This is a genomic window from Pseudoxanthomonas jiangsuensis, assembly GCF_010093185.1.
GTDB lineage: Bacteria > Pseudomonadota > Gammaproteobacteria > Xanthomonadales > Xanthomonadaceae > Pseudoxanthomonas > Pseudoxanthomonas jiangsuensis.
Genome location: NZ_PDWL01000041.1, coordinates 1 through 15,010, shown reverse-complemented (window position 1 = coordinate 15,010; position 15,010 = coordinate 1). Strand labels below are relative to the sequence as shown.

Here is a 15,010-nt window from a genome sequence, read left to right as displayed (position 1 = left end):
AGATCAATGCCGAGCCGCCAAAGCAGCTTCCAGAGCGGAGGGGCCGCAGTGGACGGCGACACGCCGAGTGTCAGCATGTGCTTCCGCATTCGTTCCAGCTTGTCGGGATCTGTCATGGGCATCTAACGCCAGAATTAAGCCGCGCCGCGAAGCGGCGTCGGCTTGAATGAATTTTTAGGCCGGCGCGTCACCGAAGATGCTTCCAGTTGAGAACGGCCAAGCCAATGACAAGAAGTGGACCAAGCAATCCAAGCCAGAGAGGACCCGCCGCGCCTTGACCGTTGTAAAGGGTGAAGTACAGAAGCCACTGAAGCGCAATTACCGCTAAGTACAGGAACAGGCCCCACTTGCGGAGGAGAACGAACCCGAGTCCCGACGCAAAGAGGCCAGCGTAGCGAACGAGGACCGCTGGTAGAGACTGCAGAGCATCGCGGACCTCGGGCGCCGCCAGTCTGGATAGCGCATAGGCCGACCAGACCATGAGCAGGGCCCCAACTGTGCGTACGACAATCTTTCCAAGCATAGGCCTAACACCGGAATTAAGCCGACCCGCGAAGCGGGTTCGGCTTGAATGAATTGTTAGCCAGTCAGCGCGCACCATCCGCATCATCTATTGCCTTTGCAAGGAGAAGAATTCTATGCATTGAGGGCTCATCGCCCGACACCTCTTCGATGATACTTGCGATCAAGCCGCCCGGCCCAGGACCGCGAGGCATCCATGCAAATGCACAGCTATTCTCACCGATGCCAAAGTAGTAGCCCACTCCGTCGAACCCATACTCCCTGGCCGTCATTGCGTAGCGAATGTGCCGAGCCACTGGAGTTGTAATTGCGAGTTGCTCGGCTGTCGAAAGTGAAATGTCTGAAAGCTTCTTGGGCTCTGGTGAGAACCACCCCGCCAAATGAGAAGGGGCTTCGCTCTCCCAAGGGAAGCGGTAGGCTCGGATGTAGTTCTGGCCGAAGGCCACAACTTTGACATCAGAGAATGTGGGCGCAACTACCGCAACCATTTCTACGTTCGAATCGCCAATAGAAATGAGTCGGCCACGGGCTGCTCTTAGAGTCTCCCACGCATCCCCATCGCAAGGAGAAAGACCGCGACCATTGACAAAGCGATCCTTTGCAAGGTTTTCCAGCTTCTCATAGCTCTGCGCGCCGAACTTGGCCTCACCTTCCGACAAAAAGGAGTGGCCGATAACAGCCAACAAGGCCGCTGCTACAAATGAAATAACCAGGATGCTGGCGGCACGCGGCTTGTTCATGGCTGGCTAACTACCAGTCCGAATCTGGGTGTAGCACCGAGTGTGCTGCGCAGCTTGATGTCCGTCAATCGAGCAAACTCCTTTCATCATCAACCGGTTATGTCGACAGAACGCCCGATGCGGCCGCTGTCGGGATAGTGGATAGGACGGCGACCGGACCTTGATATCTCTTATGCCGGCATGCACACCGGATATTCCCGCCAACCAGTGGCAAAAACCGAGAGCCTGCACGACTAATGCCGTGCATTGGCAAAACAGGCTCCTAGGCCGTGAAGCCGGTCTTATCACCACTCTCGCCGGGATATCCCGATCCCAGCCAACATCCCCCTGGGCGAAAAGTGCGGCGGCTCGCCCCTCACTCCCCCAGATTGATCCACGTCGCCTTGATCTCGGTGTACTTGTCGAACGCATGCAGCGACTTGTCGCGCCCGTTGCCCGACTGCTTGTAGCCGCCGAACGGGGCGGTCATGTCGCCGCCGTCCCAGTAGTTGACCCAGACGCTGCCGGCGCGCAGGCCGCGGGCCACGCGGTGGGCGCGGGCGAGGTTGGCGGTCCACACGCCGGCGGCCAGGCCGTATTCGGTGTCGTTGGCGATGCGCAGGGCCTGGGCTTCGTCGTCGAAGGGGATCACCGCCAGCACCGGGCCGAAGATCTCCTCGCGGGAGATGGCGTGCCCGGGGCGGACGTCGTCGAATACGGTCGGCTCGACGTAGCAGCCGCCCTCCACCGGGGCGACGCGCTGGCCGCCCAGCGCCAGGCGGGCGCCTTCGGCCTGGCCTTTGGCGATGTAGTCGAGCACGCGCCGGGTCTGGCCTTCGTCCACCAGCGCGCCCATCGGCGCGCCGGGCTCCAGCGGGTGGCGCGGCTGCATCTTCCGGCCGGCCTCGACCACGCGGGCGACGAACTCTTCCTGGATGCTGCGCTCCACCAGCAGCCGCGAGGCGGCGGTGCAGACCTCGCCCTGGTTGTAGAAGATGCCCATCGCCGCGGCCTCGGCCGCCTTGGCCAGGTCGGGGGCGTCGGCGAAGACCACGTTCGGGCTCTTGCCGCCGCATTCCATGTAGGCGCGCTTCATGTTGGACAGGCCGGCGCACTGCAAAAGGCGCTTGCCGACCGCGGTCGAACCGGTGAAGACCAGGCCGTCCACGTCCATGTGCAGGGCCAGCGCTTCGCCGGCCTCCTGGCCGAAGCCGGGGACGACGTTGAACACGCCGTCGGGGATGCCGGCCTCGGCCACCAGTTCGGCCAGGCGCAGTACGCTCAGCGGCGATTTCTCCGAGGGCTTGATCACCACCGAGTTGCCGGTGGCCAGCGCCGGCGCCAGCTTCCAGGCGGCCATCAGCAGGGGGAAGTTCCAAGGCACGATGGCGCCGACCACGCCCAGCGGTTCGCGGGTGACCAGGCCGAGCTCGTCCTCGCCGGTAGGCGCGACCTCGCCGTAGACCTTGTCCAGCGCCTCGGCGGTCCAGGCGAAGCAGCGGATCGTGGCGGCGATGTCGACCTGGCGGGCGTCGTCGATCGGCTTGCCCATGTCCAGGCTTTCCAGCAGGGCCAGTTCATCGGCGTGTTGCTCGATCAGCGCGACCAGCTTCTGCAAAGTTTTCTTGCGCTTGACCGGTTTGGCCCGCGACCAGGCGCCGGCCTCGAAGCTGCGCCGTGCCGCGCGCACGGCGCGGTCGATGTCCGCCTGGCCGCCGCGCGCCACCTGGCCCAGCACGCGGCCGTCGATGGGGCTGGTGCAGTCGAAGCTGCGGCCGTCGGCGGCGTCGACGTACTTGCCGTCGATGAAGGCCTGGGTGCGCAGGACCAGGCCATCGGCCATGGCCTGCCAGTCGGCGCGGGTGCGGGGAGCGGTCATGGATAACTCCTGATGGGGATCAGAACGTCGCCGGCGTGTTCGCACTGACGATCACCGCCTCGTCCTCGCCGACGTTGCGGAAGCGGTGCGGGACGCGGCTCTCGAAGTAGTACGCCTCGCCGGGGCCTAGCACGCGCACCTGGTGGCCGACGGTGACCTCGACCCGGCCGCTGATGACCACGCCTCCCTCTTCGCCCTCGTGCTCGATCATCGCCTCGCCGGTGTCGCTGCCCGGCGGCATCACCTCGCGCAGGATGCACATCTGCCTTTGCGGACGGTGCTGGCCGACCAGGTAGTAGTGGATGTCGTTGTTGCCCACGTCGGGCAGTTCGTCGGCGGCGTAGAACGGCTGCTCGGGCGGGCCGGGGTCCAGGTCCAGGGTGAAGAAGTCGGCCAGCGAGATCGGGATGCCGTCCAGCACCTTCTTCAGCGAGCTGACCGAGGGGCTGACCTTGTTCTGCTCGATCAGCGAGATGGTGCTGTTGGTGACGCCCACGCGCCGGGCCAGCTCGCGCTGGCTGAGGTTGCGGGCGGTGCGGACCCGCTGCAGGCGTGCGCCGATGTCCATCCCTCAGGCTCCGGCCGGTGGCGCCCGGCGTGTTGCGGGATACTTTACATGCCACCCCGCCGGGGTCAATTTTTGGCGTAGACTCGGCCCAGGCGTTGAATTTATCGAACGGCGGCCCGCGGCCGCCCCGACCGGGCTCGCGGCCCCGAGCCCTCCGCAGGAGTTCCCGATGAGCCGCGACGACGACGCCACCCGCGCCGCCCTGGCCGAACACTACGCCGCCCAGAACGGGGCGGTGCCGGCGGCGATGGACGCGTTCTGGATGCCGTTCACCGCCAACCGCCAGTTCCGGCAGGCCCCGCGCCTGCTGGCCTCGGCGCAGGGCATGCATTACCGCGACGTGGACGGCCGCGAGATCCTCGACGGCTGCGCCGGCCTGTGGTGCTGCAACGCCGGCCACGCCCGGCCGCGGATCGTGGAGGCGATCGCGCGGCAGGCGGCCACCCTCGACTTCGCCCCGAACTTCCAGATGGGCTCGCCGCTGCCCTTCGTCCTGGCCGAGCGGCTGAAGGCGCTGGCGCCGCGGCCGCTGGACCACGTGTTCTTCACCAACTCCGGCTCCGAGTCGGTGGACACCGCGCTGAAGATCGCCCTGGCCTACCACCGCGCCCGCGGCGAGGGCCAGCGCACCCGCCTGATCGGCCGCGAGAAGGCCTACCACGGGGTCGGCTTCGGCGGTATCTCGGTGGGCGGGTTGCCGAACAACCGCAAGTGGTTCGGCCCCGGCCTGCCGGGCGTGGATCACCTGCGCCACACCCTGGACATCGGCCGCAACGCGTTCTCGCGCGGGCTGCCGGCGCACGGGATCGAACTGGCGGAGGATCTGGAACGGCTGGTGCAGCTGCACGACGCCAGCACGATCGCCGCGGTGATCATCGAGCCGATCTCCGGCTCGGCCGGGGTGATCCTGCCGCCGCCGGGCTACCTGGAGCGCATCCGCCAGATCTGCGACCGGCACGGCATCCTGCTGATCTTCGACGAGGTCATCACCGGCTTCGGCCGGGTCGGCGAGCCGTTCGCGGCGCAGCGCTTCGGCGTGGTCCCGGACATGATGACCACGGCCAAGGGCCTGACCTCCGGCTGCGTGCCGATGGGCGCGGTGTTCGCCGCGGAGAAGATCCACCAGGCCTTCATGCAGGGCCCGGACGCGGCGATCGACCTGTTCCACGGCTACACCTACACCGGCCATCCGCTGGCCTGCGCCGCGGCGCTGGCCGCGCTGGACACCTACGAAGAGGAAGGCCTGCTCACCCGTGCCCGCGAGCTGGAGCAGTACTGGGAGGACGGCCTGCACGCCCTGCGCGGCAAGCCGAACGTGATCGACATCCGCAACTTCGGCCTGATCGGCGCGATCGAGCTGGCGCCGCTGGACGGCGCCCCGGGCGCGCGCGGCTACCGGATCCTGGAGCTGGCGTTCCGCAAGGGCCTGCTGGTGCGGGTGACCGGCGACACCGTGGCTTTGTCGCCGCCGCTGATCGTGGAACGACGGCACATCGACGCGATCCTCGCCATCCTCGGGGACGTGCTCGACGAGGTCTGAAAGGAGACAACCATGCTGGTCGGCGTCCCGAGGGAGATCAAGAACCACGAATACCGCGTCGGCCTGACCCCGGCCGGCGCGCGCGAGCTGTCCTCGCGCGGCCACCAGGTGCTGGTCGAGCGCGGCGCGGGCGCCGGCATCGGCCTGGCCGACGAGGCCTACGATGCGGCCGGCGCGCAGATCGTCGAAAGCGCGGCCGAGGTCTACGGCCGCGCCGAAATGATCATCAAGGTCAAGGAGCCGCAGCCGTCGGAAACGGCGCTGCTGCGCCCCGGCCAGCTGCTGTACGCCTACCTGCACCTGGCCCCGGACCCGGAGCAGACCCGCGCCCTGCTCGCCTCCGGTTGCACCGCCATCGCCTACGAGACCGTCACCGACGACCGCGGCGGCCTGCCTTTGCTGGCGCCGATGAGCGAGGTCGCCGGACGGATGTCGATCCAGGCCGGCGCGCACGCGCTGGAGAAGGCCCAGGGCGGCTCGGGCATCCTGCTAGGCGGGGTGCCGGGGGTGAAGCCGGCCGAGGTGATGGTCATCGGCGCCGGCACCGTCGGCCTCAACGCCGCGCGCATGGCCATGGGCCTGGGCGCGCACGTGACGATCCTGGACCGCTCGCTGGACCGGCTGAAGTACGTCGACGAGCTGTACGGCGACCGCCTGACCACCATCTACTCCACCCGCGACGCGATCGAGGACCGCCTGCCCTACACCGACCTGGTGGTCGGCGCGGTGCTGATCCCCGGCGCGGCCGCGCCCAAGCTGGTCTCGCGCGCGCAGCTGAAGCTGATGCGGCCCGGCTCGGTGCTGGTGGACGTGGCCATCGACCAGGGCGGCTGCTTCGAGACCAGCCACCCCACCACCCACCAGGAGCCGACCTACGAGGTCGACGGCATCATCCACTACTGCGTGGCCAACATGCCCGGCGGCGTGGCCCGCACCTCCACCTTCGCCCTGACCAACGCCACCCTGCCGCACGCGCTGGCGCTGGCCGACAAGGGCGTGGCCCAGGCGCTGGCCGACGACGTGCACCTGCGCAACGGCCTGAACGTGCACGCCGGCAAGCTGACCTACCGCGCGGTGGCCGATGCGCTGGGGCTGGCGTATACCCCCGCGGCCGAGGCACTGGCTGCCCCCGTGTAGGAGCCGGTCTTGCCGGCGACCGTGGAGGCGGACGGATCATTGGCGACCGGTTGCACGCAGACGTATCCGCCACGGCGGTCGCCGGCAAGACCGGCTCCTACAAGGACCGTCGCCAGGCCAGGCGACATTGACACCCCGGAAATCCCTCCATGACCCGACAGCTGCACCACCACATCGCCGGCCGCGAACGGCCCGGCGGCGGCGGCCACCACGGCGAGGTATTCGACCCGGCCACTGGCCAAGTCGCCGCGCACGTGCCGCTGGCCGACGCCGACGACGTGCGCATGGCGGTGGACGCCGCCCATGCCGCCTTCCCCGCCTGGGCCGCGACGCCGCCTTTGCAGCGGGCGCGGGTGATGTTCCGCCTGCGCGCCCTGATCGAGCGCGACGCCGACGCGCTCGCGCGCACGATCACCGCCGAGCACGGCAAGACGATCTCCGACGCCCGCGGCGAGGTCACCCGCGGGATGGAGGTGGTCGAGTTCGCCGCCGGCATCCCGCACCTGCTCAAGGGCGAGTTCTCGGCCGAGGTCGGGCGCGGGGTGGACAGCTGGAGCGAACGCGCGCCGCTGGGCGTGGTCGCCGGGATCACGCCCTTCAACTTCCCGGTGATGGTCCCTTTGTGGATGGCGCCGGTGGCGCTGGCCTGCGGCAACGCCTTCGTGCTCAAGCCCTCGGAGAAGGTGCCTTCGGCCGCCCTGCACCTGGCCGCGCTGATGCGCGAGGCCGGCCTGCCCGACGGCGTGTTCAACGTGGTCCACGGCGGCCGCGAGGCGGTGGAGGCGCTGGTCGCCGATCCGCGGGTGCAGGCGCTGAGCTTCGTCGGCTCCACGCCGGTGGCGCAGGCGCTGTACCGCGCCGGCAGCGAGGCCGGCAAGCGCGTGCAGGCCCTGGGCGGGGCCAAGAACCACGCGGTGGTGCTGGCCGATGCCGACATCGAGGCGGCCGCCGATGCGCTGCTCGGCGCCGGCTATGGCTCGGCCGGCGAGCGCTGCATGGCGATCTCGGTGGCGGTGTGCGTGGGCGATGCCACCGCCGACGCGCTGGTCGCCGCGCTGAAGGCCAGGGTCGAGGCGCTGCGGATCGGCCAGGGCCTGGACGACCCGGACATGGGCCCGCTGGTGGATGCCGCGCACCGCGAACGGGTCCGCGGCTATATCGACCTGGGCGTGGCCGAAGGCGCGCAGCTGGTGGTCGACGGCCGCGCGCATGCCTGCGCGCAGGGCCCGGGCTTCTTCCTCGGCGGCAGCCTGTTCGACCGGGTCACGCCGGACATGCGGATCTACCGCGAGGAGATCTTCGGCCCGGTGCTGTGCGTGCTGCGGGTGGCGGACTTCGAGGCGGCGCTGGCACTGGTGGACGGCCACGGATACGGCAACGGCACCGCGGTGTTCACCCGCAGTGGCGGCGCGGCGCGCGAGTACGCGCGGCGGGTGCAGGCGGGCATGGTCGGGATCAACGTGCCGATCCCGGTGCCGATGGCCTTCCACTGCTTCGGCGGCTGGAAGCGCTCGATCTTCGGCCCTTTGCACATGCACGGCCCGGATGGGGTGCGCTTCTTCACCCGGCTGAAGACGGTGACAGCCCGCTGGCCCGAAGGCGCGGCGGTCGCCGAGTTCGTGATGCCGACGATGGGCTGAGGACGCTGCACGCGATACGGCCTGCACACGGTAGCGGCTAGACTGCGGCCAGCCCCGCCGCCAGACCCGCATGACCGACGATCCACGCCCGGCCCAGCTGCGCCGCATGAAGGCCATCGCCCTGGCGATGCTGCTGGCGATGGTGGCCGGCTTCGTCCTCAGCCACGCGATGGGCAACCGCGGCGCCTGGGCCTGGGTCGCCGCGTTCTGCGAGGCGGCCACGGTCGGCGCGCTGGCCGACTGGTTCGCGGTGGTGGCGCTGTTCCGCCGCCCGCTCGGCCTGCCGATCCCGCACACCGCGATCATCCCGCGCAACAAGGCGCGGATCGCCGACAGCCTGGCCGCGTTCGTGCGCGACCACTTCCTGGAACCGCAGACCCTGCTGGCGCGGCTGGAGGTGTTCGACCCGGCGACGAAGCTGGGCGAATGGCTGTCGCGTCCCGAGCAGTCGCAGAAGCTGGCGCAGATGGCCCGCGGCTGGATGCTGCAGGCGCTGGACCTGCTCGACGAGCGCGCGGTGCGCGAGAGCATCCAGCGCTTCGTGATCGCCCGCCTGCGCAGCTGGGACGCGGCCGCCACCGCCGGCGAAGTGATGGGCCTGCTGACCGCCGACGGCCGTCACCAGGCCCTGCTGGACGAGGCCCTGACCCGGCTGGCGCGCTACCTGGACGGCGAGGCGGTCAAGCGCCGCGCCTCGGCGCTGATGGTCAAGCATGCGCGCCGCGAATGGCCCAAGCTGGTCGGCACGGTCAACTGGATCAAGCCGGTGGAGGGCATCGCCGACAACCTGGCCGAGCGCATCGCCCATGCCATGCTCGACGAGCTCAACGAGATCCTGTCGCAGCCCAGGCATCCGATCCGCCGCGACTACGAGCGCTGGCTGCGCGACTACGTCGAGCGCCTGCGCGGCGACCCGGCCCTGGCCGCGCAGGTCGAGCGGATCAAGCAGAACCTGATCGACCACCCCAGCGTGCAGGACTACGTGCGCGGGCTGTGGGACCAGATCCACGCGGCCCTGCGCGCCGACCTGGAGAATGCCGACGGCACCCTGGCCGGGCACCTGCAGCGCTCGCTGGCCGGACTGGGCCAGGCGCTGGGACGCGACCCGGCCCTGCGCGAGGCGATCAACCAGCACGTGCTCGGCGGTGCGGAGAAGCTGGCCCTGCGCCTGCGCGGCGGCGTCACCGACTACATCGCCCAGACCGTGAAGGGCTGGGACGAGCGCCACCTGGTGCGCCAGCTGGAACTGAGCGTGGGCCGCGACCTGCAGTACATCCGCTTCAACGGCACCCTGGTCGGGGGCCTGATCGGCCTGGCCCTGCACGCGCTGATCGTGTTCCTGGACAGCGCGTAGGCGCGCCGGGCCCCGAAACCGTGACCCAGTTCGCCTTGTGCGAGCGGGCATTGGACCACGATGCAACGCACCTGATGCCCGCATGCCCCGCGATGCCGCCGCTATCGCACTGCAGCATCGATCGCGCTAAAGCCGGCGACGCAACCGCCGCTAAGCCGCATAGGGTCTTCCTGCGACCCGCCATATCGAACAGGGGAAAACCAGATGACCGCACGACCGAGCGTGCTGCTTTGCGACGATTCACGCGCCCTGCGCATGCTGGCCGCCGGCCAGCTCGAGGAGGCCGGTTTCCAGGTGGTCGGCGAGGCCGGCAACGGCAACGAGGCCGTCGGCCAGTACCTGGCGCTCAAGCCCGACCTGGTGCTGCTGGATCTGGTGATGCCCGAGTGCGATGGTCGCCAGGCGCTGGCCAAGATCCTCGCGGTCGATCCGCAGGCCCGGGTGGTGATCCTCAGCTCGCTCGGCGCCCAGAGCGACATCGAGGAATGCCTGAAGCTGGGCGCGCGCTCCTACCTGCAGAAGCCGATCGACCCGGATGCCATGCAGCGCGTGCTGCGCGAAGTGCTCGCCTAATCCCGCCGGAGTAAATCAAGATGGCAGTCAAGTTCCTGGGCCAGTTCCTGCTCGAGCGCGGCGTGATCACCCCGCCGCAGCTGCTGGCCGCGATCGAGGCGCAGCGCGCCTCCAACCCGCTGCTCGGCGAACTGGCCGTGCGCCAGGGCCTGCTCACCGAGGCGCAGGCGCGCCGGATCAACGACCGCCAGCGCGTGGAGGACCGCCGCTTCGGCGACATCGCGCTGGACCTGGGCCTGCTGGATCAGGCCCAGGTGGAAACCCTGCTGGCCGCGCAGAAGGCCGGGCGCCGGCTGTTCGGGCAGATCCTGCTCGACCAGGGCGTGGTCGACGCGGCGACCCTGGACGCGGAGCTGGCCGCGCACCGCGCCGACCAGGACGCGGCCCACCACGCGCTGGCGGTGGGCGTGGCCGACCATGCCCTGGCCGAGCTGGCCAACGGCGCCATCGGCCTGTGCGGGCGGCTGTTCCCGCGCATGCTCGACAGCCAGTGCCAGGCCGCCGGCCTGCTGGCCACCGACGAGCTGTCCGCCTACCCGCACGTGGCCTACGTGCGGATCGAGGGCGAGCAGCCGCTGTTCATCGGCATGGCCACCGACCACGACACCATGCACCGGCTGACGCGCGCCTTCCTCAAGATCGGCCCGGAGCGCTGCGACGACGTCCTTGCGATCGACGGCCTGGGCGAGATCGTCAACGTGCTGATGGGCTACGTGGTCCGCAACGTGCTGCCCGACGACGTGCAGTACCAGGCCTTCCCGCCCGACACCACGGTCCCGGCCGCGCAGCTGGCCGCCGACCGCGGCCGCAGCCTGGCCCTGCTGATGAACTCGCAGCAGGGGCCGTTCGTACTGCTGATCGGCAACTGAGGCCGGCGATCACCCGCCGGTCAGGCGCCACGCGCGGTGGATGCGCGCGTTGCGCTCGAAGTCCGCGGGGATGGTCGAGGCGCTGATCTCCTCGCAGTGGGCGAACTGCGCCACCGCGTCCTCGTCCAGGCGGAAGCGGCGGAAGTTGTTGGAGAAGTACAAAGCCCCGCCCTGCGCCAGCCGCGCCACCGCCGCGCGCAGCAGGCGCACGTGCTCGCGCTGGACGTCGAAGTCGTCGGCCCGCGCCGAGTTGGAGAAGGTCGGCGGGTCGCAGAAGATCACGTCGTACTTCGCACGCTCGGCCTCCAGCCAGGCCAGCGCGTCGGCCTGCACCAGCCGGTGCGCGGCCCCGCCCAGGCCGTTGAGCGCGAGGTTGTCGGCGCACCACTGCAGGTAGGTGGCCGACAGGTCGACGCTGGTGGTCTGCGCCGCGCCAGCCACCGCCGCCTGCACGCTGGCCACGCCGGTATAGCAGAACAGGTTGAGGAAGCGCCGGCCCTTGGCCTCCTTGGCCATCCGCCGCCGCAACGGGCGATGGTCGAGGAACAGGCCGGTGTCCAGGTAGTCGAACAGGTTCACCCACAGCCGCGCGCCGTGCTCGCGCACGGCGAAGCGCTCGCCCTGCTGCTGCAACCTGCCGTACTTGCTGCCGCCCTTGCCGCGCTCGCGGGTCTTCAGCGCCAGCCGCTCCGGCGGCACGCCGAAGCTGGCGCGCGCGGCGGCCAGCAGCTCCTGGCGGCGGCGGCGCACGTCGGCGTCGGGGATCTCGGCCGGCGGCGCGTATTCCTGCACGTGCAGGAAGCTGCGCTGCTCGCCGCCGTCCTCGGCGTAGAGGTCGATCGCCGCGGCGTACTCGGGGATGTCGGCGTCGTAGGTGCGGAAGCAGGTGACGCCTTCGCCCTGGCGCCAGTTCTTCAGCCGGCGCAGGTTGCGCTGGATGCGGTTGGCGACCATCTGTGCGCCCTCGGACAGCTCGCGCGGGGCGGCCTCCTCCCTTTGCGGCGGGCGGACCGGGTCGCAGACGATCAGCGCGCACTCCAGCGCGCCGTTGAACAGCTGGTACTTCTTCGCCGCGCGCAGGCCGGTGGCGTGGGCCAGCTCGGCGTCGCCGCACAGCAGGCTGGCGCGCCAGTCCGGCACCGCCTTCTGCAGGGCCTGGCCCAGGCGCCGGTAGAGCGCGCCGTCGGCGACCAGGCGGCGGTCGTAGGGCGGGTTGCAGACCACCAGGCCACGCGCCGCCCCCGGCGCGGACAAGGCGTCGATGTCGGCAACGGCGAACTCGATCGCCGCGGCCACGCCGGCGGCCTGCGCGTTCTGGCGCGCAGCGGTGATCGCGGCGCGGTCGAGGTCGCGTCCGTGGAAGACCGGGCGCAGCGCGGCCAGGCCCGCCGCGGCGCGGGCGCGCGCCTCGGCGACCGAAGCGTTCCAGCCGGCGGCGTCGAAGCCGGTCCAGCGGGTCGGCAATGGCGCAGGCGCATCGGTTCCATCCACCGCCACGGCCTGCATCCGCCCCAGTCCCGGCGCCACGTCGGCGGCCATCAGCGCGCCCTCGATCAGCAGGGTGCCGCTGCCGCACATCGGATCCAGCAACGCGCCGCCCTCCGCTGCGTACATCAGTGGCCAGCCGCCGCGCAGCAGCACCGCCGCGGCCAGGTTCTCCTTCAGCGGCGCCTCGCGCTGCTCGGCGCGCCAGCCGCGCCGGTGCAGGGAGCCGCCGCCCAGGTCCACCGACAGGGTCGCCCGGCCCTTGCGCAGCGACAGGTTCAGGCGCAGCCCGGGCGCCTCCACGTCCACCGATGGCCGCTCCAGCCCCTGCGCGCGGAACGCGTCGACCACCGCGTCCTTGACCCGCAGCGCGGCGAAGCGCGCATGGGTGATCGCCTCGCCGGACACGTGCGCGTCCACCGCCAGGGTGTCGCCCTCGCGCAGGTGCTCGTGCCAGGGCAACGCGGCGGCGCCGGCGTACAGCGCCTGCTCGTCCGGGCAGTCGAAGCCGGCCAGCGGCCACAGCACCCGGCTGGCCAGGCGCGACCACAGCACCGCGCGCTGCGCATCGGCCAGCGTGCCCTCGGCATTGACGCCGGCAATGGTGGCGGTGGCCTTCGCCGCGCCCAGCGCCACCAGCTCGTCGGCGAGCAGGTATTCCAGGCCCTTGGCGCAGGAGACGAAGAACTTCATGGACATGGGCAGGCGGCCTCGAGACGGTTGCGAACCCGGCCGGCGGCCCCGGGTCGAGCGAAAGTGGGATGGTCGGACATCGGCGCGGGCCGCGCCAGCCCGGACCGGCGCCGCAGGCTGGAGGCGCACCGCGCGCTTCAGTCCGGCAGCGAACCGAGCAGTTCGGCGAAGGCGCGCGCGGTGGCGTCCACGTGCGCGGACAGGCGGTGGCCGTCGTCGAGCAGCAGCAGCCGGGCCGAACGCGCACGCGCCCATTCGATCACCTCGGCCGCCGGGATCAGTTCGTCGTGCCAGGCGTGGACCACGCTGGTCGGCACCGGCGCGGCGTCCAGCGCCGGCATCGGCCCCATCCGCAAAGGCGGCACCATCAGGAACAGCGCGCGGGTGGGCACCTGCAGCGAGGCGACCGCCGAGATGTAGGCGCCCAGGCTGGACCCGGCCAGCACCACCGGGCCGCCGCGCGCGACGGCGTCGCCGGCCAGGTCGAGCAGGCGCTGCAGCCGCGCCGGCACGTCGCCGACCCGGCTGACCCCGGCGCGCGCGTCCAGGTCGGTGTAGTCCGGGCGCTGGGTGCTCCAGCCCAGCGCTTCGGCCGCCTGCGCCAGGGCGGTGACCTTGGTCGCGTCCGGGCCGCTCTCGAAGCCGTGCGAAAGGATGCAGTGGCCGCGGCTCACAGCGCTTCCACCGCATCGCCGAGCCGCAGCGTGCCGCCCTCGACGATCCGCGCGCACAGCCCGCCATGGCCGCGCATCGCGTTGAAGCCGCCGGGACCGAGCGCGGCCTCCATGCGCGAGCACGGGTCGCAGGAAGCGGTGCCTTCCAGCACCAGTTCGCCGACCCGGAAGCGGCGGCCCTTCAGCGCGACCAGCGGAATGCCGGACACCACCAGGTTGCGGCGCAGGATCGCCGGCGCGACCTGCGCACGGCCGGCCAGCACGGCGATCGCCGGCAGGTGCTCGGCCTGGATCAGGGTGATGCCGCGCTTGCCGTTGCCGCCCTTGTAGCGGTCGCCGGCCAGGCCGCCGCCAGTGGCGGCCTGCACCTGCGCGACCTCGACCATCGCCGCCTCGCGGGCCGGACGCAGGCCGATCCATTCGACCCGGCCGGCGCGTGGCAGGGTCGCCATCAGCCGGCCCAGGGGACTGTCGGGCGCGGGCACGGAAGCACGGGAATTCATGGCGCGATGCTAGCATTCCGGCCCATGCCGCCCCTTGCCGTCGTGCCCGTGATCGAGCAGCCGCTGCCCTATGCCGGGCGCCTGGAGCTGCGCGCCACGGACGCCATCGACCTGGCCGTGATCCACTGCACCGAGCTGCCCGACCTGGCCACCGCGCGCGAGTACGGCGAGCGCGTGCTGTACCCCAGCGGCACCGGCAACAGCGGCCACTACTACATCGACCGCGACGGCACGGTGCTGCGCTACGTGCCGGAGGCGCGCGTCGCCCACCACGTGCGCGGCCACAACCCGCGCGCGATCGGGATCGAACTGGTCAACCGCGGCCGCTGGCCGAACTGGCTGGACTCGCGCCGGCAGGCGATGGACGAGGCGTATCCGGACGTGCAGGTCGAGGCCCTGGCCGCGCTGCTGCGGCAACTGGCCGCGGCGTTGCCCGCGCTGCGCTTCGTCGCCGGGCACGAGGACCTGGACCGGGAGACGGTCGCGGCCAGCGACGACCCGTCGAAACAGGTCCAGCGCAAGCTCGACCCCGGCCCGCGCTTCCCCTGGCAACGCCTGCTCGCCGCCATCCCGCTGCAGCGCCTGCCGGTGTAGGAGCCGGGAGACCGGACATTCGTCCGTGGAAGAGCGCCGGCGACCGTGGAGGCGGACGGATCACTGGCGTCCGGTTTCACGCAGACGCATCCGCCATGGCGGTCGCCGGCAAGACCGGCTCCTACAAAGGGCCCGGTATAATCGCCGCCCGCTTCCCGCCTGGCCCGCCCGTGTCCCCCGTCTCCTTTACACATCTCCCAGCCCCACACGCGGACTCCTATATCGTATGCCCGTCTATCCTTGGACAACAAAAAAACAAG

14 protein-coding genes are annotated in these 15,010 nt (G+C 70.6%); 7 read left to right on the top strand and 7 right to left on the bottom strand.

Annotated elements, in window-relative coordinates; genetic code table 11:
* The 4 genes from CSC62_RS18305 to CSC62_RS16700 all read right to left on the bottom strand — a co-directional run.
* Positions 1-116, bottom strand: a 116-nt coding sequence (locus CSC62_RS18305) for a DUF6404 family protein (protein ID WP_425502009.1), incomplete at its 3' end; no start/stop codon positions are given.
* 471 nt (positions 117-587) lie between these two features.
* Positions 588-1,262 carry a hypothetical protein gene (locus CSC62_RS16710; RefSeq protein WP_162407812.1) on the bottom strand — a complete coding sequence of 225 codons (675 nt, stop codon included), beginning with the start codon at positions 1,260-1,262 and terminating at the stop codon, positions 588-590.
* Between the two features lie 355 nt (positions 1,263-1,617).
* Positions 1,618-3,120 carry an aldehyde dehydrogenase gene (locus CSC62_RS16705; protein ID WP_162407811.1) on the bottom strand — a complete coding sequence of 501 codons (1,503 nt, stop codon included), beginning with the start codon at positions 3,118-3,120 and terminating at the stop codon, positions 1,618-1,620.
* Positions 3,121-3,139: 19 nt separating this feature from the next.
* A complete protein-coding gene (locus tag CSC62_RS16700; RefSeq protein ID WP_162407810.1) occupies positions 3,140-3,688 on the bottom strand; it encodes a cupin domain-containing protein in 549 nt (182 codons plus the stop codon).
* A gap of 247 nt (positions 3,689-3,935) precedes the next feature.
* Between CSC62_RS16700 and aptA the strand changes: the two genes are divergently transcribed.
* The 6 genes from aptA to CSC62_RS16670 all read left to right on the top strand — a co-directional run bounded on the left by aptA (position 3,936) and on the right by CSC62_RS16670 (position 10,801).
* Entirely contained in the window at positions 3,936-5,228 is a 1,293-nt protein-coding gene (aptA, locus tag CSC62_RS16695) for an omega-aminotransferase AptA (protein WP_211369033.1), read from the top strand.
* Positions 5,229-5,240: 12 nt separating this feature from the next.
* On the top strand, positions 5,241-6,365 hold the full coding sequence (ald, locus tag CSC62_RS16690) for an alanine dehydrogenase (protein ID WP_162407808.1): 1,125 nt from the start codon (positions 5,241-5,243) through the stop codon (positions 6,363-6,365).
* Positions 6,366-6,514: 149 nt separating this feature from the next.
* Positions 6,515-8,005 (top strand): CoA-acylating methylmalonate-semialdehyde dehydrogenase, encoded by a 1,491-nt coding sequence (locus tag CSC62_RS16685; protein WP_162407807.1) that lies wholly within the window; start codon positions 6,515-6,517, stop codon positions 8,003-8,005.
* A 70-nt stretch (positions 8,006-8,075) separates the two neighbouring features.
* Positions 8,076-9,359, top strand: coding sequence for a DUF445 domain-containing protein (locus CSC62_RS16680; RefSeq protein WP_246194518.1), 1,284 nt, complete (start codon positions 8,076-8,078; stop codon positions 9,357-9,359).
* 204 nt (positions 9,360-9,563) lie between these two features.
* Positions 9,564-9,932 (top strand): response regulator, encoded by a 369-nt coding sequence (locus CSC62_RS16675; protein ID WP_162407806.1) that lies wholly within the window; start codon positions 9,564-9,566, stop codon positions 9,930-9,932.
* A gap of 20 nt (positions 9,933-9,952) precedes the next feature.
* Positions 9,953-10,801 carry a cyclic di-GMP-binding domain-containing protein, MshE-related gene (locus CSC62_RS16670; protein WP_162407805.1) on the top strand — a complete coding sequence of 283 codons (849 nt, stop codon included), beginning with the start codon at positions 9,953-9,955 and terminating at the stop codon, positions 10,799-10,801.
* 9 nt (positions 10,802-10,810) lie between these two features.
* Here the strand turns inward: CSC62_RS16670 and rlmKL are convergent, their stop codons facing one another.
* The 3 genes from rlmKL to CSC62_RS16655 all read right to left on the bottom strand — a co-directional run bounded on the left by rlmKL (position 10,811) and on the right by CSC62_RS16655 (position 14,156).
* The gene (rlmKL, locus tag CSC62_RS16665) at positions 10,811-12,979 is read right to left on the bottom strand and encodes a bifunctional 23S rRNA (guanine(2069)-N(7))-methyltransferase RlmK/23S rRNA (guanine(2445)-N(2))-methyltransferase RlmL (RefSeq protein WP_162407813.1); all 2,169 of its coding nucleotides are present in this window, start codon (positions 12,977-12,979) and stop codon (positions 10,811-10,813) included.
* 137 nt (positions 12,980-13,116) lie between these two features.
* On the bottom strand, positions 13,117-13,653 hold the full coding sequence (locus CSC62_RS16660; RefSeq protein ID WP_162407804.1) for an alpha/beta hydrolase: 537 nt from the start codon (positions 13,651-13,653) through the stop codon (positions 13,117-13,119).
* A complete protein-coding gene (locus CSC62_RS16655) occupies positions 13,650-14,156 on the bottom strand; it encodes an MOSC domain-containing protein (RefSeq protein WP_162407803.1) in 507 nt (168 codons plus the stop codon). The genes CSC62_RS16660 and CSC62_RS16655 overlap by 4 nt, the downstream gene beginning before the upstream one ends.
* A gap of 24 nt (positions 14,157-14,180) precedes the next feature.
* Between CSC62_RS16655 and CSC62_RS16650 the strand changes: the two genes are divergently transcribed.
* Complete coding sequence (locus CSC62_RS16650) at positions 14,181-14,750, top strand: N-acetylmuramoyl-L-alanine amidase (protein WP_162407802.1); 570 nt, start codon at positions 14,181-14,183, stop codon at positions 14,748-14,750.
* The last annotated feature ends 260 nt before the right edge of the window (positions 14,751-15,010 follow it).